This window comes from Streptomyces sp. HUAS MG56, from assembly GCF_058673395.1.
Map to the genome: position 1 here is coordinate 2,375,614 of NZ_CM178722.1, position 22,401 is coordinate 2,398,014.

Sequence of the window (22,401 nt, forward strand, 5' to 3'; positions counted from 1 at the left end):
TGCGAGCCACCCGTCCCCGGCAGCGACGGCGGTGGGGATCTGCCCGGTCCCACCGGGGACGGCCAGGCCGGAAAAAACCAGCTACAGCGCCACGATGACCATTTATTCGTCCCCCGGACACGTAGCGCAGAGACGTCACCCATCAGGTGAACCGCACAGCCCCTGCACAAAGGCGCCGCCTCGCGATGTCCTCGGACCCGCAGGGTCATAGCAGACGACGCACACGCTTTGCACCCCCAACACCTCTGTCCATGGCGGCGGCTGTAGCCCCCGGCTTCCGGTACGTCGTCGACGTCAACCTCCGGAACCAGCAGCCGAGCCCGCCTGCGGCCGAACCCAAACGGGTCACCGTCACGGACACGGACCTGGATCACACACCGGATGCCGTCGGTGATCTCCACTCGAGCCCGCGCTCACCCACAGCGAGTGACTGCCTGTCATCCGCTGAGGTGGGTCACAAAATTCCAACCCGGCGATGACCCGCTGCATGGCCCTGCGGCCACACCTCAGCCTTCCACACCTCGATCGCCTCGTCGTCGCGTTCGATCGCCCGTCTCAGGGGCACCTGCGCGGACCAGCCGTGCCGCCGCAACAGCTTCCACACGCCCTGGACCGTGTACCCGACGTGGAACATCCGCCCGATCAGCAGCTTGACCCGCTTCAGCGTCCACCCTTGGAACTCGTCGTCCCAGCCGTGCACCAGCGGGCCCCGCTTCAACTCACGCTCCAGCCGCTCCCATTGCCGGGAACCCAGCCGTTCCACCGAGGCGGGCCCCTTCGAGCGCAGGGCGTCCGCACCGCCCTGCTCCCACTCCCGCCGCCAACGTCGCACCGACCGCGACGTCACCCGAAGCTCCCTCGCGACGACCTCGGTCTTCTCACCACGAGCGAACCGCTCGGCCGCCTCAAGGCGCACCCGCTCCCGCTTTTCCTGCTCCTTGGGCGTCAGCCCGCCCCCATGCGCGTACCGCATGAGGACGTCGTACCGCGACGATCAAGGACCGTCACGGCCACCGGACCACCGGACTCCACGATTTCAACCTGCGTAATTCTTCGACTGCTCGGCGATGGTGTGGTCGCGGCTGGGCACCAAGGTGCCGTCCACGATCAGCACGGTGTCCTTGCGGAACCGTCTGCGGGGCTGGAACGCGAGCGACGGGCCGAGGTCGTCGATGATGCGGTCGGCCGCCGACTTCGACACCCCGAACAGCGGCGCCAATTGGCGCAGGGTGAGGTTCGTGCGCCAGTACGCGGCGACCAGCAGCACTCGGTCCTCCAGCGGCAGACTCCAGGTCCGGCCTTTGCCGACCGGGTCGGCACCCTCGCGCCGCAGTGCAGTGATCAGCTTGCCGAACTGCCGAGGGCTCAGCCCGGTGAACGGGGCTATCCAGGACGACTCCGACGCCGTGATCACACCAGCCACGGCGGGATCATTTCAGTTGCTGTCGCCCTTCCTTGAGGCCGATCCTGTGGGCTCGGTCAGCGAGGAGGACATGTGGGGCTCGTTCTGTTTCCAGGAGACGATGACACCGGCAGCCCGGACGTCTCCTGGTCCTACACCGGCTTCGGCCTGTTCCGGCGGTGGCTGGCACAGACCGAGGGGTTCGCACTGGACGAGATGCATGGCTTCGGCGGACAGCGCCCGTGGGACGACGACTCCACCACCCTGGCACCACTCCTCAATCATCCCGACGATGACGGCCCCGACCTCACGCCGGACCAGTGCGCCGCGATCCTGCCCCGCCTGCAGGAGATCGCCGACCAGCCTCAAGACGGAAACACCGACCCACTTCTCCAACGGCACATAGACGACGCCCGCCAGTTGATGGTCGTCCTGCAGCTCTGCATCGAGAAGGACGTCGACCTCCTCTTCGGCTGACCCAGCGGGCGTTACCGGCACACTGCGACCAGCAGTTACGGGACAACGCTTAAAGCCAATGCCGTTGCTTTACGTGGTTGCGGGTTGGGGTCGTTTGATGCGGACTGCTTGGGCGCCGGTGTGGGTGGGTTGGGGCCAGGTGTGGTGTTCGGCCCGTTTGAGTCGGTAGTTGGACATCTTGCGTTTGACGACGCGGGGCTGGCTGCGCAGGCGTCTGGGTGGCAGGAGGCGTTCGAGCAGGTCGCGCTGGAGCAGGACGAGGGTTCTGACCAGCAGGTCAGGGGGAAAAATTGCCCGGCGTGAGGGTCACGCTGCGCCGGGCGGAGCGCAGGGTTTCGGTGAAGGAGATCCGGTCGGCATCCAGGCCCCGGGTGGCGGCGGTTCTCACCATCAGCTCGCGCAGCGCGTGATGGACCAGCAGGTGTGCCCAGATCTGCTGCAGGACGCCGTCGGGGGTCTTGCTGCTCAGCACGACGCGGGCTCCGCGTTGATAAGTCTTGAGCTCGGCGAAGGCGGCTTCTGCCTCCCAGCGTTCGTGGTAGAGCGCGGCCAGCTGGCGGGCGGGATAACGGCGGGCATCGGTCAGGGTGGTCACCAGTCGGTAGTCCTCGGCGGCGCGGCCGGTGCCGTGCAGCTGGTAGGCCACCACCCGCACCGTGACCGGATCACGGTGAGCGCGGTCGCTGCCGGCATAGATGCGGGAGAGCCAGGAACCGTCCCGCAGCATCCGCTCCACGGGCAGGATGCGGTTGGCGGGCACCCGCCACAACAGGTCGGCGCCGCTGGCGGTGAATGACCGCCACAGCGGCACGCCCAAAAACTCCCGGTCGGCCAGGACGAGTTGACCGGCGTCGCAGGAGCGCGGCAGGCGGCTGACCAGGGTGACTTCACCGGCGCGGCAGCCGGCCAGCTCCGCGTCCAGTACGAGATGGGTGCCCACCTCGATCAGGCAGGCCATTCGCACCTGGGGAAAGCAGGACTTGTCGTGGCCGCGGCTGTTTCCGGGACGGCCGAAGGCCGCCTCATTCGCCGGGCTGTCGGCCACGTCCCAGCAGGTGCCGTCCACCGCCAGCAACCGCAGCCCGCGCCAGAAGCAGCCCGGGGTGGCCTCGGTGCCCATCGGCTTTGCGGTCGTGGCAAACAGCACCCGCAGCGGCTCCGGTCCCAGCCGCTGACGGGCCCGAAACAGCGACGACTTCGCCGGGATGTGCCAGTCGCCCAGCAGCCCCTGGCCTCGCAGTCCCTCGACCAGGTGCCGCAGCACCTCCAGATACGGCGCCGGCGAGAACAGGGCCAGTGCAAGCACGAAGTACACCACCAGCCGAGCCGGCAACAGACGTCTGCGATGCTCCGCACGACCACAAGCGGCCACTACACGATCCACCAACCCTGGCGGATACACCCAGGTCAGCAGCCCTAACCCCGATAACTCACCGACATCCGCAGACATCCGAACCACCCCCGGGAGCAGTGCACAGCAGCGTACGCCCGACAGCTAAAACAACGGCATTGCGCTTAAAGCGGGTGTCGCAGGTTCGAATCCTGCCGAGGAAGCCGAAGGACGACGCTCCACAGGGCGAGCGCCACGCCCGGCGTGAGCGGCGCCGCCGCCAGTCCTCGGCGCGGATCTGCGTGGAGCACACCAACGCCGAGTACAAGCAGTGGCGGCCGCTGCAGCGGTTCACCGGCCGCCGGGAGACCTACGCCGTGACCCACCTCGCGATCGCCGGACTGGTTTCCGACCGATCCGCCCGGCGAGCAACCCGCCACAAGCCGAGCACCGAACTGGTACTCGCCCGCCCGGCCGACTGCTGATCAACCACCAGCCGACCCGCCAGGCCAGCACGCCCCCAACTCAATTGCTCCCGAAGCCGTAATCCTCACCACCTGTGAGAATCCCCTGTGCGGGGCGACCGCACTGCGGGACACCCGCTTCCTCTCTCCCCCGGGTGGCGCGTCTCGTGACCGGCAGGGCCAGGACAGAACACGACCACGCACCTGCGATGGAGCCGCGGCCGGGCAGGCCGCGGACAGATCGGTACCACGCGCCAATGGGTGTACCAGCAGGCCCTGCGATGGAGCCACGGCCGGACAGGCCGCGAACAGACCGACCACGCCACCCGGCCAACCGTCGTTGTCAATCCTGCGATGGGGCCGCGGCCAGACCGGGGGCAAGACGAACGGCTGATCATGTGGTGGGCGCACGAGTACCTGCGATGGGGCTGCTGCCGGACAAGCTGCAGACATACTTGGCCCATGCGCCGGGCTGAATATGCGCATGGCTGCGATGGGGCCGCGGACAGCTCGGTCGAGGAGCCACATGAGGCGGTAGCTGAGCTTCCTGCGATGGGACCGCGGCCCGGCAGGCGACGGAATGGCCAGGTAGGCCGCGGAGAGCGCATCGCTGGTGCCGACCTCGGGCGTGGTGTCGTACCTGAGATGGGGCCGCGGCCAGGTAAGCCGCGGACAGAAACGACAGACGGTTACACCGACGTCGAGATCTTCTTCCTGCGATGGGGCCGCGTCCAGGCAGGCCGCAGACAGATCGAGGTCGACGGCACGTACAAGGCGATCTTCGACCTGCGATGGGGCCGCGTCCAGGCAGGCCGCGGACAGCACCACGTGGTACGCGATGGCCGTCTTCCGCATCAGGCTGCGATGGAGCCGCAGCCAGGCGGGCCACGGACTGGCGCAAACTTGTCGACAATCGGACCAGCGACGACGTGTCTGCGATGGGGTCGTGGCCGGAGGGGCCACGGCCAGGCCGCCGGCACGGCGCGAGACATCCGTAACGACAGCATGCTGTGATGGGGCCGTGGCCGGACAGGCCACGGACAGGATGAACTGGCCGTGCACGATCGCGTTGTCCGCGTACCTGTGATGGGGCCACGGCCAGGCAGGCCGCGGAGAGGGCAGTCTCGTTCAGGTTGTCGCGGACGAACTGGTTCCTGCGATGGGGCCGCGGCCGAGCAGGCCGCGGACAGGCGGTCTTCCCGTCTACGTTGACGCGCTGATTCCGACCCTTCGATGGGGCGGCGGCAGGAGAGGCCGCGGACAGGTTCGCGCTGCCGCCGTGCAGACTCTCGCAGACGCCCTGCGATGGGCCACGGCCGGACAGACCACGGACAGGACCGCCGAACCCGTTCCAGGTCTGCGAGCCCTCGTTTCTGCGATGGGGCCGCGGCCGGGCAGGCCGCGGACAGACGGCGGAGCAGAGCATCCTCGCGCTGTACGACCACCTGCGATGGGGCCGCGACCGGACAGGCAGCGGACAGTGGCGGTAACCACGTTGGAGGCTGGGCGGATGTCCACCTGCGATGGAGCCGCAGCCGGGCAGACCGCGGACAGAATATTGCCGAGGAGACCCAGTCGGGCATCTACCACCTGCGATGCGGCCGCGGCTTGGCAGGCCGCGGACGACTCGATTTCGTCGATCCAGTGTCACGCGCAAACATCCCTGCGATGGTGCCGCGGCCTGCCAAGCAGCGGACAGGAACGGGCAGTCGGTCCAGACTGCGCCGCCGAACATCCTGCGATGACGCCGCGACGTGGTAGGCCGCGGACAGGGTCGCTGCGATGGCGCCACGGATGTTGTTGTCGCCCCTGCGATGGGGCCGCGGCCGAGGAGGCCGCGGAGAGCGCCGATGGACGCCTCATACCGGTCCACGACCTCGGGCCTGCGAAGGGGCCGCGACCAGGGAAGTCGCGGACAGCACGAGTTTCAGCTCCTCGCGGACCGAAAAATGATCCTGCGATGGGGCCGCCGCGGCCGAGGAGGTCGCGCACAGCGCGCCGGCGAAGGCCTGCGGGATGTTGCCCTCGGTCCTGCGATGGGCCCGCGGCCGGGCAGGTCGCGGATAGGGATCCGCTGGTTGAACGAGTCGGACCACAGGTAGTTCCTGCGATGGGGCCGCGGCCGGGAAGGCCGCGGGCAGGGCGGATATGCAGCTGCCGTGAGCTGTACCGCTTGTGATGGGGCCGCAAGCCCGACAGACCGCGGACAGACGCCGAATTCTTCGCTCGCACCCTTCGGCGAACGTTCCCGCGATGGAGCCGTGATCCGGGCAGGCCACGGACAGCGGCGCGTACTGCCAGGACCGGCTCGCCTACTGGCGCCTGCGATAGGGCCGCAGCCGGGAAGGCCGGGGAGGAGTGCAAGCTTGTCGACGATCGGACCCGCGACGATGTGCTTGCGATGGGGGCCGGGGCGCGCCAGGCCGCGGACAGCATCGAGGTCTCCATCAAGGGCACGGGACTTAACACCCTGCGATGGGGCCGCGGCCAGGCAGGCCGCGGACAGTCGGATTCGACGGCACGCACGTGGTGACCAAGGGCTGCCTGCGATGGGGCCGCGGCCGAGGAGGCCGCGAACAGCACTGCAGGTGCAGCGTCAGCTCTCCATGCTGACGCTCCTGCGATGGCGCCGCGACCGAGGAGGCCGCGGACAGTTTCTCCGGCTGGAAGTGCACACCGCGGCCGAACGTCCTGCGATTGGGCCGTGGCCGAGCAAGCCACGGACAGGCTGTAGTTGACGGGGTTGTTGGACACATAGATGTCCCTGCAATGGGGCCGCGGACGGGCAGACCGCGGACAGGCCGCGTCCCCGCACCGTGGCGGCTGGCTATGACTACCGGCGATGGGGCCGCAGCAGGGGAGGCCGCGGCCAGGCCGTCCGGTGGTGGCGATCCCTGGGCGATTCCCACCCTGCGATGGGGCCGCGGACAGCCAGGCCGTGGACAGCGCCCACGGGCACATGGTGTGCGTCCTGGGAGACGTCCTGCGATGGGGCCGCGGACAGGATCAGCTCCGGGACCGTCAGACGGGCGGCCGCAGCCCTGCAATGGGGCCGCGGCCAGCGAGGCCGCGAACAGCAGGACGCCGCCGGATATCTGCTCAGCCGGTACAACCTGCGATGGGGCCGCGACCAGCGAGGCCGCGGAAAGGAGGACGCGACTGGGAGTCGCGAAAATCAAGGAACGCCTACGATGGGGCTGCGGCCAGCGAGGCCTCGGACAGCCCGCGTGAGCTGTGGGTTCTGTATCTGGCCTGGTACTTGTCTTGTCTTGTCTTGTCTTGTCTTGTCTTGTCTTGTCTTCCAACATGAATAAGTACGGTGATTTTGAACATTACGCCTCGGTGTGTTCCGCGTGTCGATGGTGTGCGTTTGGTTCCGAAGCGGGGGCGGGGAGGAGGAGTCCCAGGCCGAAGTGACTATGGCGGCCGAGGGCAATTGGTCCGCTGATGGGATCGCTGAAGGTGAGATGAAGTCCCCGGCTTGGTCGGTTGTCATTACGGGTCTCGCGTTTTGTCCAGCGGTGTTGGGTGTAGAGCGGCCAGTCGCCTTGAAGAATCTTGCTATGGGCTGGGGCGGGGTGATTCCGATGGGCGAGTTCGCGGGCTGCTTCGGCGGTGAAGAACTCGGTGAGTGTCTGGCGTTTCTTGGGGTGCCGCACTGGGATGAAGGGGGTGAGGCTGGTGTAACGAGTGGCGGGTTTGGTCCATTCGGCAGGGAAGACGTCAGCCGCTGCTCCGTAGGCGGTGACGCGGAGGTGGAGGCGGCGTGGGCCTGGGACGCCTTCCGGGACGCCGATGGTCCCGGTGGTCGCTTGGTGGATGGCGTCGAGTTCCTCGGTGTCGAGTCCTCCGGGCGCCCAGATGATGATTTCGTCGATGCGGCGGTCGTGGTTGCTGTCCCAGGGCAGGAAGTGGGCGTGATGGTGGCCGGTGAGGGGCGTGCCGTCGGCAGCCTTGCCGGCAAGGTTGCTGTGAGGCGGGGTCTGCCGGCCGTTGCCTGGGGTCAGGGGCTTGATGCAGCGGGACCGGAGTGTGTCGGTGAGCGGCAGGGTCTGGGTCAGCGGGGGAAGCGCGGGTCCGTTGATGGTGAGCCGGACCGCAGTGATCTTCTCCTCCCTGCGTTTGGCCCTGGGCCCGTGCGTTGGTGGCTGTGCGCGAGGGTGCGTTATGGGGGTCGCGTAGGACAGGAGTCGACTGCCAGGCGGGTAGAGCAGTGAGCGGGCTCGGACCTCGGTGGGGCGCATGGTGAGCCCGACAAGGTCCAAGGGAATGGTGGGGGCGAGGAGTTCGAGGTTCGTCCACCCGTTCGGGGCGACGTCGTCGCCGTTGAGCTGGACGGCTGGGGTGTGGGCGTCGGTGGGGATGTCGTCGGCGCTGGTCAGCAGGCGGGCTTCGACGATGCTGTCCGCGCGGCCGAGGTAGGGCAGGGACTCTGCGAGCTGGGCCAGGGTTTTGGACAGGTCGGTGGAGAGGTCGCCGGGCCATTGAACGTAAATGGTTGCGTCACCACCAAGGACGGCGAAGGCGTCCAGAGCGAGGTCGGTGCCTGCGCTGCTGCCCGAGCGATGGGTGTTGTCGGGGAAGTAGTGGCGGCTATGGCTGAGGTGGTGTGGCGGGATGCGGTAGGCGGGCGGGGAGGACAGCCGGGCGAGGACCTGGTGGACTTGGTCCTCGTCCAGGTCAGGGCAGCGTTCTTTCCAGGCGGAGTAGAGGGCGCGCAGGATGCGCCAGGGTGAGGGGGGAAGTTCGACGGCGCCTTCGTTGACGAAGTGTCCCCAGGGGGTGGCGTGGTACCGCTTCCAGGGAAAGTGCAGAGCAAGGGTGATCACTGGGCGCCGCCTGCGGTCTTCTTCTTGGGCTTTTCGCCGTTCCACAGCACGGTGAGGGCGCCGTGGGTGGGAAGGGCTGCCGTGATCTGGGGGAGGAGTTCAGCGATCCGGGCGGTGAGTTCGTCGCGTTCGGGGAGGTCTCCGGCGTTGCCGGTGGGCTTGGCGACGGGTTCGAGGTCGCAGGCAGTGCGCAGCCGCAGACCGCCGTCGAGGAAGCTGCGAATCTCCCACAGGGCCAGCGTGGTGAGGAGTTCGGTGCGCGGTTCGCCGAGTCCGTAGGAGCGCAGCAGGGCGGTGTCGATGGCGAACATCGCACGGATTTCGCGTGCGGTCCATTCCACGCGGTGGAAGGGGACGGATCCGTAGCCTTCGCTGGTGCCGCCGGCTCCTTCGCTCTGGTCGCCGAGGGCGTGCCGGACGCTGTCGCTCTTGCGTCCGCCGCTGACGGCGCGGCGCACGTCGTGGGCTTCGATGACGGCGGAGACGGCGCGGGTAAATCGCGGCTGGCCCCACCATGCTTTGTTGTTGAAGAAGGTGCCGTGCAGCAGCACGAAGGGGTCCAGGCCCATGAGGGCGTCGGCCATGGCCGGGAAGTTGAGCGGTTTGTCGTTTTCCAGCCCGAGTCTGCTGGCGATGAGGTCGAGCATTTTGGTGCCGTCGAGGGTGGCTTCGCGGACGAAGGCGGAGGCGATCCGGTGGGCTTCGAGGCGGCTGGAGGTAAGGAATTCTTCGGGGGCGCTAGCGCGGTGGACACGGATGTAGGGCAGGTCGGAGATCAGATCGACGGGCTGCTGGGCGCCGTGATCCCAGGCGGTGGCTTCCAGGCGGTTGGCCATGGACTGCACGGACTCCACCAGGAGGGACGGGGTCGTGCTGCCGTCGTCGGCGAAGGTTTCGAAGGTGCCGGCGCCGATGTCGGGGAAGCCAGTGGGCTGGAAGGTCGACCCGAAGGCCGGGCGCAGGGGGACCTCGAAGCGGATGCGGTGGAGATCGGTGGTGATCACGGTGCGTCCTTTCACGTGCACGGTCTTCAGGTGGTGACGGGGGATGCCTTGTCGGGGCGCGTCGCGGTCGCGGCGCTCAGCGCCGTGGTGCGATCGCGGGTACGGACGCGCATCAGGAGTGCGGCAGCCAGGCGTGTGCCGTTCGTGTGGTGCGCAGCCAGGGCGCCGACGCGGTCCGGTGGGCGGCCGACCATCGGGCGGCATCCGGCGAGTTGGAGCCGCAGCAGTGCGTCATCGAGTACTGCGGCGGGGCCGGCAGCGATCAGTCGAGCGATCCAGTCGGGGCGCGGGCGCAGCGTGGCGGTGAAGGCGACGGGGTCCGGTCCCCAGGTGGAGACCAGCCGGAACGGGTCGGTGGCGAAGAACGGCAACAGCACGGCCAGCACAGGATTTCGTGCGCGCCCGTGGAGTGCCGGGGCTGGCTGGCTGGTGGTCCAGCCCAGGGCCATCAGGCCGCGCAGGTAGTCGGCGGTCACCTCGTCATCGCACTCCCCGTCTACGAAGCCTTCGAGGAGCGGGAGTGCCACGGTCTGCCCGACGGGAAATTCCGCGGCGGGTGGTGCCGTGTCACCGGGTGCGGCTTTGAGGGTCTGCAGGTGCAGGCGGTGGGCCTGGGCGAGTGCCTGCGCGAGGGTGGAGCCGAGGAGTTCGGTGCCGGTGGCGGGGCTGTCGGCCCACACCAGACGGTCCCTGCTGCGTGTCACCCGGGTCAGCAGCGGACGCAGCGCGGGGATGGAGCGCTCGGTACGGGTCTCTGCGAGGGAGGCCAGGGCGGAAGCCAACTGCAGCTCAAGTTGGCTGGCAGTATCGGGCGGTGGGTTCCAGATGCGGGATTGGCGTGGCTGGTAGGGGGCGATGTCCTCTCGGAGACGTCCGGAGCGGGCGACGGCCTCATGAAGGCGGCCAAAGGAGATCACGAAGCGGGCCATGGCCGTGGTGTCGCTGCCCGTGATGGCGGTGAAAAGGGCTCCGTCACACTGGCGCAGCAGGGCGGCCACTCCTGCGGGAATCTTGTCTTTGCGGCGCAGCCGGGTCAGCCACAGGTACGGCTCTGCGAGCAGGGTGTGCTCATTGCGTAGGGCGACGGGGACGTCTGTGGCCCGGATGGCGATGGGGTTTTGGCCGAGGCGTTCAACGATGACGAATCGGCGGAAGGCGGCCAGGTTGCGGTCGACGCCGAGGGCGGAGATGGCCAGGGCGAACAGCAAGCCGTCTTTGGCCTGGGCCCCGGCCCACCGTGCCCGGCCCTCACCGAAGAGTTGTTCTAGTTCGGCGAGGTTGGCGGGCCGCTCCCACAAGGGCGCCCAGATCTCGCCCTTGGCAGTCTCACCGGCCGAGGCAGTGGGGTGCCCGATGGGGGTGGCGTGAACGCTGAACGGCCACGCCGCCCCCGGCTCGGCGGCGTTGCGGCGGACTGCGGCGCTGGCGAACAGCAGCAGTCCCTCGCAGGTCAAAATGGTGCGCCAGGGGTTGACGAAGCCTTGCTTGTCGGGTTCGCCCCAGATGGAGGCCAGGACCCCTCCGGCGCGACCGGGGTCGAACTGGCCGACGGCTCCTCGCTTATACGGGACGTCTTCGGCACCGGTCAGGGCAGCGCGTACCCATGCGGCGGCACGGCTGTCGTCGGCTTCGGGGCCGAGGACCAGGGCGAGATGCTGGAGGTAGGTGGCGGACAGCTCCTGGCGGCCGAAGTTGCCGCCCGTGCCGGCCACCGGGTTGAAGTGGACATCCGGACCGCTGAGGACGGCAGCCACGTCGATCCAGGGCAGCGCCTCATCGGGGAAGATGTTGCGGCATAGGCTGATCACCGACTGTTTGTGCTGTTTGGTCCACAGGCTCTCACCCGCCCAGCCGCGCGCACGCCCTTCGGCCACGACCTTGCGGCCTGCGGCGATGGCCTCTCGCAGGACCGCCAGGCGTGGATCCTGGCTGCCCTCCATCTGAGCCAGGGCCCTTTCGGCTTCCACGCTCTTGCCGTTGCCGGCGAACCCCGCTCCGGCATTCCACGGGGAGACGATGGGGCTTGGCTGGTAAGAGCCGAGGAGCCACGCCGTCAGCTCCTCGATGCTAGAAGCGCCGGTCAGGACGGGAAGGTCGTCTGCCCACCGCAGACCCGTCGTGGTGTCGTGCTGGGTCGCCAAAATACGCAGCAGGCCGAGCGCACTGAGGTAGCCCCCCAGTGTCGTGGCGCGCAAACCGCGCAGTGGAATCTGGGTGCTCACCACAGCACCTCCTGCTCGAATGCGCCCGCTTGTGCGGGAATGGGGAGCGGGGCGACGGACGGCTGCTCGTCCGACGAGATGGCCTGGTCCTGCGCGGACTGCGGTGTGCGGTACGCCTGGCTGGCCCGCCAGTCCGCGACACGCACGAGTGCCTCGAGCAAGGCCAGTCGGAACGGCCCGAGGCTGGACAGCAGTTGGGAGGTCCGCTGCGTCCAAGAGGGAGCTCCTTCCGGACCGCCGCCAAGGAAGAGAACGGACGGGTCAACAACGATGCGCGGGAGCACCTGTCCGCCCGGCAGCTCGACCGGGCCGACCTCGTCCGCCGGTTCGACGCCCAAAACCCGGGGCGGTACGTGTTCGGCCTCGCCTGGCATGGAACGCACCGACATCCGCACCTTGCCGTGGTGCGCCGCCGCCAGGTAAGCGATCAGGTCAGGGTGCTGGCTGCCTTCCAGGAGGGTGCCGTCTGGATGCATCAGTGCCAGTGCACTGATCAGTTCATGCCGGAAGTACTTGCGTTCGTGCCGGCCCATCCGGTGACGCGATTTTGCCCAGGGTCCTTCGCCCGGCGGATGCTTGCCTTCTGGACAACTGCGGCGAATCGTGTTGACGAACACGGAGTGTGCCTTGCCCAGGTCGTGATAGCGAGCGGCTAGCTGAGCGGCCTCCAGATGACCGCCGGAAAGGCCGTCCAACGGGGCCAAGTCTTCTGCCAGCAAGCCGACTTCCTTTTCGACGTCCTCAAGGTGCTCGATCAGGTCCACCCACCGGTCGGCGCAGGAGGCATCGTCCTTGTTCATACCGTCCGGGACCTCCCCGGTCCGGGCGAGTGAGGTCACCGGGCCTCGGTGCCTCAGGCCCCACCCGAGCTTCGAGTCGTACCAGCCCGAGGCGGTAGAGGTCAGCAGCAGGGAGCCGGGGCGAATGTCCGCGTACTGGGCACGACGCCAGGCGCCCTCCGCCGCATCCAAAACCCACAACGGGCCCAAAGAGTCCTTCAGGATCGTCTTGAGGTCCTGGACCGGCGCGGCGCACAACTCCTCGCGGGCAGGAAACGCCTCACGCTCGCCCGGCTTGCCGTCCGCCAAACTGCGCCACGCCACCAGTGCCGTAGTGTCCTGGCCGTCCCGGATCCACGGGGAGACGTCGATGTCCGCACCGCTCAGGTCAGGCATGGTGTCGAACAATTGCAGCAGATCACGGCACCGCAGGACCGGATGGACAACGGGCTTGGGGACGACGGGCATCTCCTGGAGCATCGTCGAGGTCACCCAGGTTCCCTCCAACGAGGTAAGTGCCTCAACCGCCGTCTCGACATCCTCTTGCTCATACGGCGCGTATTGCCCCCGTCCGGAGGGAGGCGGGGCCCACAGCAGGTTGGCGCCTTCCGGGAATTCGCCGGCGCGGTTACACCGCCCGGCCCGTTGAACTACCGAGGAGAACAAAGCCGCCTCCGTGAACAGCACGCGAGACGATAGATCAACGCCTGCCTCCAGAACCTGGGTGCTCACCACGATCTGGCCAGCAGCAGACAACGGAGCCTTCAGCTCATCCACCAGATATTCCCGCTCGGGTGGCCTGAACCGAGAGTGCAACAACACCACTTCCGGACTGCCCCGGCGAACGAGTTTGGCCAAGGCCGCCTGAACCGCCACGGCGCGCTCTACCGTGTTGAACACCGCGATCGTCCGCGTCCCCGGCACGTGACGCGCCACGAGGACCTGCGCCAAGCCAGCCGGGTATGCCGCTGCCAACTCGGGCACCTCCACCCGCTCAACCTGGCGCACGGCGTTCAACCGCACTGCCAGGCCACCGACCCGGTCTTCCTCCCCCAGTTCCACCACGCCTCGCACCTGACGGTGGTCGGGCGTGCGCACCTCTTGCGGCGCCAGCGTCGCTGACATCCACATCGACCGTGACGGCGCGCCTGTACCCAGCTTCGCCCGCAGACCTTGCAGTTGGGCCGAGGTCGACAGCCCGGGCCCCATCAACTGCGTCTCGTCAAAGACGAACTGCACGCCACTGTGGAGAAGCCCGAACGACACCGGCCATTGCGCACGCGACTCCCCATACCCACGCATCAACAGCCGGGACAGCAACATGTCCTGCGTTCCGACAAAGATCGCGGTCCGCGAGGGCTGCATGCGCCATGCATCATCGTCGCGGGCCTCGCCCCCCATGAAGACGTGGACCCCTACAACCCCGCCCAGGCCAGCCTTGGCAATCCATTCTCGTACGACGGCTGCCGTCTGCTCGACAAGCGACCGCAGCGGCAGAACGAACACCAGCCACCGGGCCTCGCCGGCGCGGACCTCGGCGTCAGGATGCTCTAGACGGCGCCACAACCACGGCAACACCGCAGCCGCTGTCTTACCCGCCCCCGTAGGCACCCGCAGCAATTCCGGGAGCCCCTCAGCTGCAAGTCGCTCCTGGTACGGATACGGCCTTGCATCAGCATCGTCCATCGCAGCACGGAACAGCTCCACGAACCTTCGGCCCACGCCCATCCCTCCCCAGACACTGCGCAGTTGACAGCCACGTCGCATACTGGCAGCCCCCACTGACAACGGCCTCCTGGCAAGACCGACAGCTCCGTTGTCAGGTAAACTGACCGCTTTCATGCCCGCCGAAGACCGGCTCGAGCGGATTGGAGACACCCCGAGGTGCGGGCTCAGCGGCCGCGACCCCATTGCGGTCGGGGCAGTACTCCCTGCACCTGCCAGCGCGCGACGGCATGCTCCGATGAGCCTCGTTCAGCTGCTGGCCAGATGCTGGGCTACCTGCATCAATGCGAGTTGGCACTGATGGAGTCGGCCAGGCAATGGTTCAAGACCAGGCTGACCGCATATTGCTGACTGCGCGGTCGACGGTGACCACGTTGACACCCGGTCGGCGGACTAGCGACCTCCGTGGCTTGGCCAGGTGTTGGCCTCAGTCCTTCGCTTGACTGAGGCCACCCCCGCGTCTGCCCACCCTGCGTCAGGCGGCCACGACCACTGCCTCGAACTCAAGAGGCAATTTGAGCTCGGTCTGCATCGTGAAGACGGCATCCACAAGAGACCTCAGACGCTCCGGAGCGTCAGGCATCACGTGCGCGTAGGTCTGGTGGGTGATCCTCGGGTCGCGATGCCCCAGCCACTCAGCCATGTCTGTCACAGGAACGCCCTTCGACAGGCCGGCCGAGGCGAAGAAGTGCCGGAGCCAGTGAGGCTTTTCCATCATCGGCCTGAGCTGGTCAGATGCAGGGTGAGGACGGCCTGGACGAGGCAGGTGATCCGGGTCGTCGAGCACCGGAGCTTGCGGAGGAGTGCCAGGACTTGAGGGTGGCCATGGCCTGCTCGACGAGTGCGCGGACCTTTGCGTGGGACCGGTTCACCGCCTGCTGACCGGTGGAATGGGTCTCCCACCGCCCCCAGCACGGCGTGCGGACCGTGCCGCCGGCACCCCGATAGCCCTTGTCGGCGCAGGACGTGATGTCGGCCTCGGCAAGGGCGTCGACAATTCCGTGTTCGCGAGCCGCGCGGACGTCATGGATAGCTCCGGGCAGGGCCGGTGAGGCCCACAACAGCCGGCCAAAGGGATCGGCGAGGACCTGCACGTTCATCCCGTGTCTCTTGTGCTTGCCGGAGTAGAAGGGCCGGTCTGCGGCTATGCGGTCGATCGGCAGAAGTGTGCCGTCCAGGAGCAGGTACGCCTTCACCGACGCGGCGCGGACGGCGTCGGCCAAGGTGGGCGCGAGGGCGGCCAGGAGATCGACGGCCTCGGTGACGTAGCGGTAGGCGGTCGTGGTTCCGACGCCGAATCCGGCCGCGAGCTGGGCATAGGTGTGTCACACCCGCAGGTGGGCGAGCGCGAGAAGGGCCTGACGGCCGGCGCTCAGCCGCCGCCAACGGGAGCCGATCACATGGCGGTGCCGCCTCAGCTCCTGGGCGAGGAAGCGAAGAGCAGAGCTGGACACGTCCATGCCGGACGGGTAAACAAGCACGTGAAGCGCCTGGCGGGAATGTTTCTCTTGGTGGCTTCACCACGTTGTCAGCCCAACTGCCGAGCCCCGCCCTCAGCTTGGCAAAGACTCACTGTTGGACGGGTGTGGCGTGGGACTTGTCAGTGCCCGCAGCTACGGTGAGCCTCCGACCCCGATCGAGGGAGTGCCGTGTCCGTCCAGAACTCTTTGCAGGCGCTGCTCAGTCTTGTCTCCCCGCAGCACGGGGCTGATGAGCAAGTGGACTGGCCAGCAGCGGAGCAGGTGCTGGGTACCCGTCTCCCGAGCGATTACCGAGCTTTCATGTCCGTCTATGGCGCGGGTGATATCGGAGAACTCGGGATCCTGGGACCTGTGCCCGTCGACTACCTGCAGTGGGATCCTGGGAGCATTCTGGACAGCAAGCCTACGTTTCAGGACCTGTGGGACAGGGAGCGCGGTGTCCCTGGCATCACGGCGACCAGCAGTGCCGTTCTGCCCTGGGGCTCTGGCTGCAATGCCAACGAGCTGGGCTGGCTGATGCTTGACCCGGACCCCAACAAGTGGCCGGTGGTGGCCTGGCGTCGACAGATCCGTTACGGCGACTCCAGATGGGCACTCTTCGACTGTGGCATGGTCGACTTCCTGGTCAAGATGATGCGAGCCGAGTTCGACGTATGCCCTCTTGGTGACGCCTCCCTCTGGGGTGCGACTGCTCCTTTCGTGCACTGGCGTGAGCAGCAGCGCCGCTGGCTTGCGGGCCTTGATCCCGAGACGGGCGAGCCTGATCCGCTCGTGCAGGACTTTCTTCAGTGGCCCGCACCCTGACCAAGGAGCTCACCAACCTGCTCATCAGCCAGGTTGGCAAAGGCTCAGTAGCACCTGTATGCGTGTAACCAGCTACCGGCTCTTTTGAGGCCGGTAGCGGTGGTGTTACTCATCTTTGTGCAGCCGATCACCCGTCTGCTGCCTTCGCTTCGCCGTCGTTCGGTACTTAGAGATCGTCTCAACTGGCTTGATCACTAGGCTGGCGGCCGTGATGGCGATGGTGGGGCGTCTGGTGCCTGACGGGTTGTGGGAGTTGTTCCAGCGGGTGGTCCCGGCTGCGCCGGTGCGTCCGCAGGGCGGCGGCCGACGCCGCTACGGTGACCGCGAAGTGCTGGCGGCGATCCTGTTCGTGGCCACGACGGGGTGTACCTGGCGGCAACTGCCGCCGGTCTTCGGCCCGTCCGGGCCGACCGCGCACCAGCGGTTCACCGAGTGGAGCCGGGCCCGCGTATGGGGCAAGCTCCACCGCCTGGTCCTGGACGAACTCGGCTCGCGTGGCGAGTTGGACTGGTCCCGGTGCGCCATCGACTCCGTGAACATGCGCGCGACGAAAGGGGGGACCGGACGGGTCCGAATCCCGTGGATCGCGGCAAGAAGGGATCAAAGATCCACTTGATCACTGAGCGGACCGGTCTGCCCTTCTCCATCGGCATCTCCGCCGCGAACACCCACGACAGCCAGGGGCTCGAACCCCTGGTGCGCGGCATCCCGCCCGTCCGCTCCCGCCGCGGGCCGCGCCGACGACGGCCCTCAAAGCTCCACGGCGACAAGGGGTACGACTACGACCACCTGCGCCGGTGGCTGCGCTCCCGGAACATCACCCCGCGCATCGCCCGCAAGGGCATCGAGTCCTCCCAGCGCCTGGGCCGTCACCGATGGATCGTGGAACGAACGGTGGCCTGGCTTGCCGGGTGCCGCCGTCTGCACCGCCGCTACGAACGCAAGGCCGAACACTTCCTCGCCTTCGCCGGCATCGCCGCCGCGCTCATCTGCTACCGGCGTCTGGCTGCGTGAGCCGGTTCATGTGGCTCCGAGGAACCCCGGGTCGGCGCCGTCGAACTGCAGGCACGAATCGCGGCTCAGCCCCAGCAGTTCCGCCATGGGCACCGCACGGCGACTGGTCGCCAGCAGGTCCTGGCGGGCCTCGGCCGACCACAACGGCGGGAAGAACGACAATCCCTGCCGGCTGGTCAGCACGGACACCTCGCTGCGCCAGCCGTCCCACCGCAGGCCCCCATAGAACTCCTGCAGCCCTCCGCAGAGAATCCAGGACAGCCAGGCCGAGTGCCCGGCGCCCAACGCCTCCCAGCCAAGGGAATCGGGGGCGAAGTAGATGATCTCGCCCGGCTCGCCGGGCCGACCGGCCGCACGCGGGTCGCCTCCGTTGAGAGCGAACACCCCACCCAGCACATCGTGCGCAACCACGAGTCCCGCTCCTGGCCGCCAGGCCGGATCGAACGTCGAGGGCATCACGTTGATCTCCGCCAGGCCCGGCAGCCTCTCAGTGTCGGCGCCACCCGGGCTTCCGAAGATCCGCAACCAGCCGCTGTCCACCAGCAGACCGCCGCTATTCAGGACAATCCCGCCCAGGTTCGACCGGGCAGAGACCTGGAGCTGCAACAGCCCCGCACGGCCTGTCCCGGCATCGCCGGGCAGCACCTCAACTGGTACGTCAGTGTCGGACAGCTCCTGGAGAAGGAGCGGCCACGCTGGATCATCGACGTTGAGCAGCTCATCGACCTCGCGCATTCCCGCATCGTCGCACCAGTACTGAAGACGCAGTCCGTCGGGGCTTCTTCACTTCAATCCACCAAACGAGATGATCTCTTACTCGCTGCGGGCCGCTTCGTGATCATCGCTGGTCCGGCTAGGGGAGCTGGTCCCGCCGGAAGCAGTTACTTCCGGCGGCTGGCTGGTGGCGCCGTCCAGAGCAGCCGCCAGATCCCTCAACGTGTGGAATGTGAAGGGGCCCCCGACGAATCCCGCCGGCACCGGCGCACGGGTGACAAAGATCGCCCTGACCACACGCGGCTCAGCTGACGTCGGCAAAGCGAGGGCCGCCGCCACCTCGTTGGCGCGGGGTGCAAGGTCGTCGAGTTTCCTCTGGAGCTGTGTCGCATAACACGGCTTTCGGTGGTCGACGTAGAAACGGTCCAGATGGCGTCGGATCTCCGGTGTCACGTGCACGTCGGCTGGGTCTTTCACCTCGATCAGCCAGATAACCGAGTCAGCCACGCGCCCAGCGACTATATCGATCTCGGTCTGGAGGTACGGGACCCCCAGGCGCTGCGGATCCTGCTCCCGGATACGCTCCTCGACCACGTAGCCAGCTGCCCGAAGTGTTTGTGCTACCTCGGTCTCGAGGGCTCTGTTCTTGCGGTCGCGAACCGCCTCCAGAGCGTCTGTCACCCGGCGCGGAGGCGGAGGCTGTGTCCAAGGCAGGATTCCTTGAGCCACGAAGTTGCCGTAGATACCTGCACTCGCGTAGCAGAGCTGCGGGCCGACCACGAGCCGCCCATCGGTGAGTTCGGCCAGGGGCTGGACGACGAGCCGTTTCTGCCTGCTGCGTGCATGCCACGGCTTCCAGTCGGCAGCCTGTAGCGCGGCGGATGTACTGGTGAGGAGCCCCTGAGCAGCAGCGATGCGGGCATGTCCGTCAGGTTCACCCGCGAGACGCAACGTGTCGAGCAGGTGTTGCCGTACGGTATCTGCGGGGACGGCCACCGCATCCGGATCGTCAGGCTCCAGCGGCCAGTGGGCCATAGAGAACAGGACTTGCAAGATATCGCTCACTGATGCTCCGTATGTGGCGAGCATGGCAGCGTCAACAGCTGGATCGACGAGTGCGTCGATCTGTTCCTCGTCAACGACTTCGGCTGCTGCGTCAACCTCGTCAGTCTGCTCGTGACTGCCGAGCGTCGCCGGAGCCGCGAGCATGTGAGCCGCTCGGGCCCGTCTGAACGCGCTGAGGTCCAGATCGAACACCCGGGAGCCCGCGCTCCCCGACCCGGCATCGGCATCGGCATCGGCATCGGCCAAGTCGGTCACCACGGTTATCTCATATGCGTCGCTGATTCTCAGTCCGGTGGGACGAACTTGATGATGGATCGCTTCGCTCCGCATCGTCGCTGCCAGATAGGCGGAGGCCGCAGCGGAGATCTCCATCCATGCGTACTGGTCCACGCGGCGGTTTCCAGTGGGTTGAGCGCGCAGGGCTGCTTCGATCGCGATTTCGTTGCTCCGCCTCAGCCACAGATGTTCTTGCTCGAGTTCTGTCTGGCGCTCCAGTGGGTCCCAGGCCACCGAGAGAAGGCGGGAGGACTGTTCGAGATCCCGGAGTTGCTGGTTCTTCGTCGCCAAGGTGCGTTCGATCTGTCGCATCCCGACGGTGACAAGGTCGTCGGAGGAGTGTTGGGCGAGACGACGGTTCAGAGCGTCCAACGCGGCTGGAGCCAGCACATCACGGTCAAGTTCTTTGGCCTGTGGGCCCATGTACGTTCCGGGTGCGACGCCCGCTGCCTGCACAGCACGGGCCACCTCCTGGTCCACCATGCCCACCAGATGGGCATCTACCGGCCACGGACGGGCAAGGTGTGGACGGCTCACAGGCGCCGTCATGATGCGGATCGCAAGTGTGGGCGGAGCGACGTGCCAGGCCGTTGCAATCGTGTCGGCCGCGCTCGGCGGCAGATCACTCTGCTCCAGAAGAGACTTGATCGTCTGCGCCATGACATCCCGCGTAGTTGCGGCGTCATGGTCGGCCTGCTCCGCGAGCAACTCACAGTCGACGAGGAACTCGGCATGGATCACCCGGCCGTACACACTGGACTGTGTTTCGACAGATCCGACCCAGATTGATTCGGCGCGATCACGTTCGTCCGGCGTAACGGGCCGCATTTCGAGGACGTAGCCGACCGGCGAGGCTTCGTCATGCACCGCGTTCCACGCATCATTCACCTGCTCGAAGCCGAAGGCATACGAGCCTGCGAGGTTGTGGAGAAGTTGGTGATGGTCGTCGCCCCAAGCCGGGTGCGCGGAACGTACGGCCACAGATGGGCTGCCGACCCGTACCCGCCAGCCGCACAGGTCAGGACGGTCATGGTCCGGCGATCGGGTTACCTCATCCGACCGCTCATCCACATGCGCTCGGCACCACTCGTAGATCCCGTATGGGCCTTGCCCGATAGAGTCCAAGGCATCCCACGAGTCGATGCCCGGCAGGGCGAGCAGGGCCAGCGCCTGCTCCAGCTCCTGCAGGCGCTCGCCGCGTTCCCACTCGGCGGCGCTGTGGTGAGGGCTGACCATCATCAAGTCCGGGGCCCTGCCGCCACTGAAGAAGGCCTTGTTGTTGCCGCGCCACCACTCCCATAGGTCAAACGCTTCCCAGACGATCATGTGGGGTCTGTTCGGCGCGGCAAGTTCACGGCAAAAGGTATAGAGATCCGTGTTGCTGTCGGCGGTCGTCGAGGCCCAGAGCAGATCTTCAAGGGACATGGCGGCAAGGCCCGATCGCTGGGGCGCAACAAGATGGCCGGCAGATGCGACGAGGAGAAGCGGAACGATCTCCGTCCCCGCGGGAAGGGTCAGGGACCCGCCGGGCAGCGGCACACGAACCTCTTCGTCCGGATGGGCGCGGGCATGCTTGCTGATCCGCAGCGCTGCTGGTTTCTCCCGCAACTGAGCGTCCTGCAGATGAGGGCGCGCGAAGATCTGTACCAGCAACGCCCTGGCAGGGCCGAACATCACCACCCACTGCACAACGTCACGAGGGGAGACAGCCGGGCCGCTGCTTGTGTCAGGAGGGCCGAGAATCTTGTCCGAGAACCGCCACAGAGCTCGGCGTGCACGTTCAGCTGCGAGCTGGGCAAAGCGCAGGCTGACGTTCGCTTCCGACGAGGCGGCGTGGCGAGCGAGATCAACGACGCCCTGTCCCAGGCTTTCGGGCAGGAAGCTCAACGGTAGCCAGAACCTCGCTGCGTCATCGTCGGATTGCTGATGGGAAACGGCCAAGTACCTGCCGAAAGTACTCTGCGGGGAACGGGGATCGTAAATCGGCTCCGCCTGTTGTGCGGTAGCCCAGTTGAGCGCGGCCCGCAGTGTTGGGGAGGGGGCGACCATCGCCTCCACCGGCATCCTCAGAAGGACCTGTGCCGCCGCCAGTTCCTGGTCCGTCAACGTTGCAGGACCCTCTGTCGGCACGTCCCCATCGGGCCACGATGAGGCCAGTGCCCCAATGGCAAGATCGGCGTACCGCAATCCAACCTCGACGTATTCGGAGATCCCGAACCCCAGCTCGGGCACCAGTACCGAATCCGTCGCCTGAGCCACCGTCTTCCACCGCGTGACGTCGGCCAGTGGCCTCTCCACCTGACCGGGAGCCAGCCGCAGCACCTCATCACCGAGCCGTGCGAGCACGACCTGACGGGGATCGGACGGAACGAAATCCTCCAGTCCAGCCAGCCAGGGCGCTTCCCGGCGGCATGCGTCCAGTAGCCCGCCCACAGTCACAGCCTTGGCGGACGACCGCCCGGTTGGCGGCGCAGTCAGCAACTGCTGAAGGAGGTACCCGACCGACGCCCATCTGTGCCGCGTTCCGGGACTGGCGCCCGCCGCAGTGAGCAGAGCCTGCATGCTGGCCATGTCCATACCTGCGAGTCGTCGGCCCAACCCTTGAGGAGCTGTCCGTCCCGTCTTCTTCCGGCCCTTGCCCACATTGCCCCCCGTTCTCCCGAGTACGCCAGCATAGAAAGCTGGTGTCCGAAAACCGCTTCAAAAGTGTCACTTGCAGGCTCACTGGACGCCGCGTCCACATGCACAGCGGCACGGACCACCAGCTCGCCTAGCTGTTCCGTGAAGTCATAGCCGGACTACGCACACCCAGCGT

12 protein-coding genes and 3 pseudogenes are annotated in these 22,401 nt (G+C 67.2%); 4 read left to right on the forward strand and 11 right to left on the reverse strand.

Annotation, left to right across the window (positions count from 1 at the left end; all coding sequences use genetic code 11):
• Positions 1–493: 493 nt before the first annotated feature.
• Positions 494–973, reverse strand: a pseudogene (locus AC4OXY_RS11395) (winged helix-turn-helix domain-containing protein); the annotation flags it as partial.
• Positions 974–1,045: 72 nt separating this feature from the next.
• Positions 1,046–1,423: pseudogene (locus tag AC4OXY_RS11400) on the reverse strand (transposase family protein); the annotation flags it as partial.
• 72 nt (positions 1,424–1,495) lie between these two features.
• On the opposite strand from AC4OXY_RS11400, the gene AC4OXY_RS11405 reads away from it, so the two are divergent.
• On the forward strand, positions 1,496–1,879 hold the full coding sequence (locus AC4OXY_RS11405) for a hypothetical protein (protein ID WP_356026594.1): 384 nt from the start codon (positions 1,496–1,498) through the stop codon (positions 1,877–1,879).
• Between the two features lie 277 nt (positions 1,880–2,156).
• Here AC4OXY_RS11405 and AC4OXY_RS11410 read toward each other — a convergent pair whose 3' ends face one another.
• Positions 2,157–3,329 (reverse strand): IS4 family transposase, encoded by a 1,173-nt coding sequence (locus tag AC4OXY_RS11410; protein ID WP_491993849.1) that lies wholly within the window; start codon positions 3,327–3,329, stop codon positions 2,157–2,159.
• Between the two features lie 74 nt (positions 3,330–3,403).
• On the opposite strand from AC4OXY_RS11410, the gene AC4OXY_RS11415 reads away from it, so the two are divergent.
• On the forward strand, positions 3,404–3,694 hold the full coding sequence (locus AC4OXY_RS11415; protein WP_491993850.1) for a transposase: 291 nt from the start codon (positions 3,404–3,406) through the stop codon (positions 3,692–3,694).
• A 3,311-nt stretch (positions 3,695–7,005) separates the two neighbouring features.
• Here AC4OXY_RS11415 and csb2 read toward each other — a convergent pair.
• The 6 genes and pseudogenes from csb2 to AC4OXY_RS11445 form a co-directional block, all read right to left on the reverse strand.
• On the reverse strand, positions 7,006–8,502 hold the full coding sequence (csb2, locus tag AC4OXY_RS11420; RefSeq protein ID WP_491993851.1) for a type I-G CRISPR-associated protein Csb2: 1,497 nt from the start codon (positions 8,500–8,502) through the stop codon (positions 7,006–7,008).
• The gene (gene cas7g / locus AC4OXY_RS11425) at positions 8,499–9,506 is read right to left on the reverse strand and encodes a type I-G CRISPR-associated RAMP protein Csb1/Cas7g (protein ID WP_451237234.1); all 1,008 of its coding nucleotides are present in this window, start codon (positions 9,504–9,506) and stop codon (positions 8,499–8,501) included. Before cas7g ends, csb2 begins: the two co-directional genes overlap by 4 nt.
• Positions 9,507–9,532: 26 nt before the next feature.
• Positions 9,533–11,728 carry a type I-G CRISPR-associated protein Cas8g1/Csx17 gene (gene cas8g1 / locus AC4OXY_RS11430; protein WP_491993852.1) on the reverse strand — a complete coding sequence of 732 codons (2,196 nt, stop codon included), beginning with the start codon at positions 11,726–11,728 and terminating at the stop codon, positions 9,533–9,535.
• Positions 11,725–14,214 carry a type I-G CRISPR-associated helicase/endonuclease Cas3g gene (gene cas3g / locus AC4OXY_RS11435; RefSeq protein WP_491993853.1) on the reverse strand — a complete coding sequence of 830 codons (2,490 nt, stop codon included), beginning with the start codon at positions 14,212–14,214 and terminating at the stop codon, positions 11,725–11,727. The genes cas8g1 and cas3g overlap by 4 nt, the downstream gene beginning before the upstream one ends.
• 493 nt (positions 14,215–14,707) lie before the next feature.
• A complete protein-coding gene (locus AC4OXY_RS11440; RefSeq protein ID WP_491993854.1) occupies positions 14,708–14,950 on the reverse strand; it encodes a tyrosine-type recombinase/integrase in 243 nt (80 codons plus the stop codon).
• Positions 14,947–15,713 (reverse strand): annotated as a pseudogene (locus tag AC4OXY_RS11445) (transposase family protein). The gene AC4OXY_RS11440 and the pseudogene AC4OXY_RS11445 overlap by 4 nt, the downstream one beginning before the upstream one ends.
• Positions 15,714–15,881: 168 nt before the next feature.
• On the opposite strand from AC4OXY_RS11445, the gene AC4OXY_RS11450 reads away from it, so the two are divergent.
• Both AC4OXY_RS11450 and AC4OXY_RS11455 read left to right on the forward strand, forming a co-directional pair.
• Positions 15,882–16,517 (forward strand): SMI1/KNR4 family protein, encoded by a 636-nt coding sequence (locus AC4OXY_RS11450; RefSeq protein ID WP_491993855.1) that lies wholly within the window; start codon positions 15,882–15,884, stop codon positions 16,515–16,517.
• A gap of 217 nt (positions 16,518–16,734) precedes the next feature.
• Positions 16,735–17,531, forward strand: a protein-coding gene (locus AC4OXY_RS11455) for an IS5 family transposase (protein ID WP_451237388.1) whose coding sequence is annotated in 2 segments (ribosomal slippage) — positions 16,735–17,065 and positions 17,065–17,531 — 798 coding nt in all. Because the reading frame shifts where the segments join, the coding sequence is not laid out codon by codon here.
• A 6-nt stretch (positions 17,532–17,537) separates the two neighbouring features.
• On the opposite strand, the gene AC4OXY_RS11460 is transcribed toward AC4OXY_RS11455, so the two are convergent.
• Entirely contained in the window at positions 17,538–18,266 is a 729-nt protein-coding gene (locus AC4OXY_RS11460; protein WP_491993856.1) for a DUF2625 family protein, read from the reverse strand.
• Between the two features lie 78 nt (positions 18,267–18,344).
• A complete protein-coding gene (locus AC4OXY_RS11465) occupies positions 18,345–22,157 on the reverse strand; it encodes a hypothetical protein (RefSeq protein ID WP_491993857.1) in 3,813 nt (1,270 codons plus the stop codon).
• Positions 22,158–22,401: the final 244 nt, after the last annotated feature.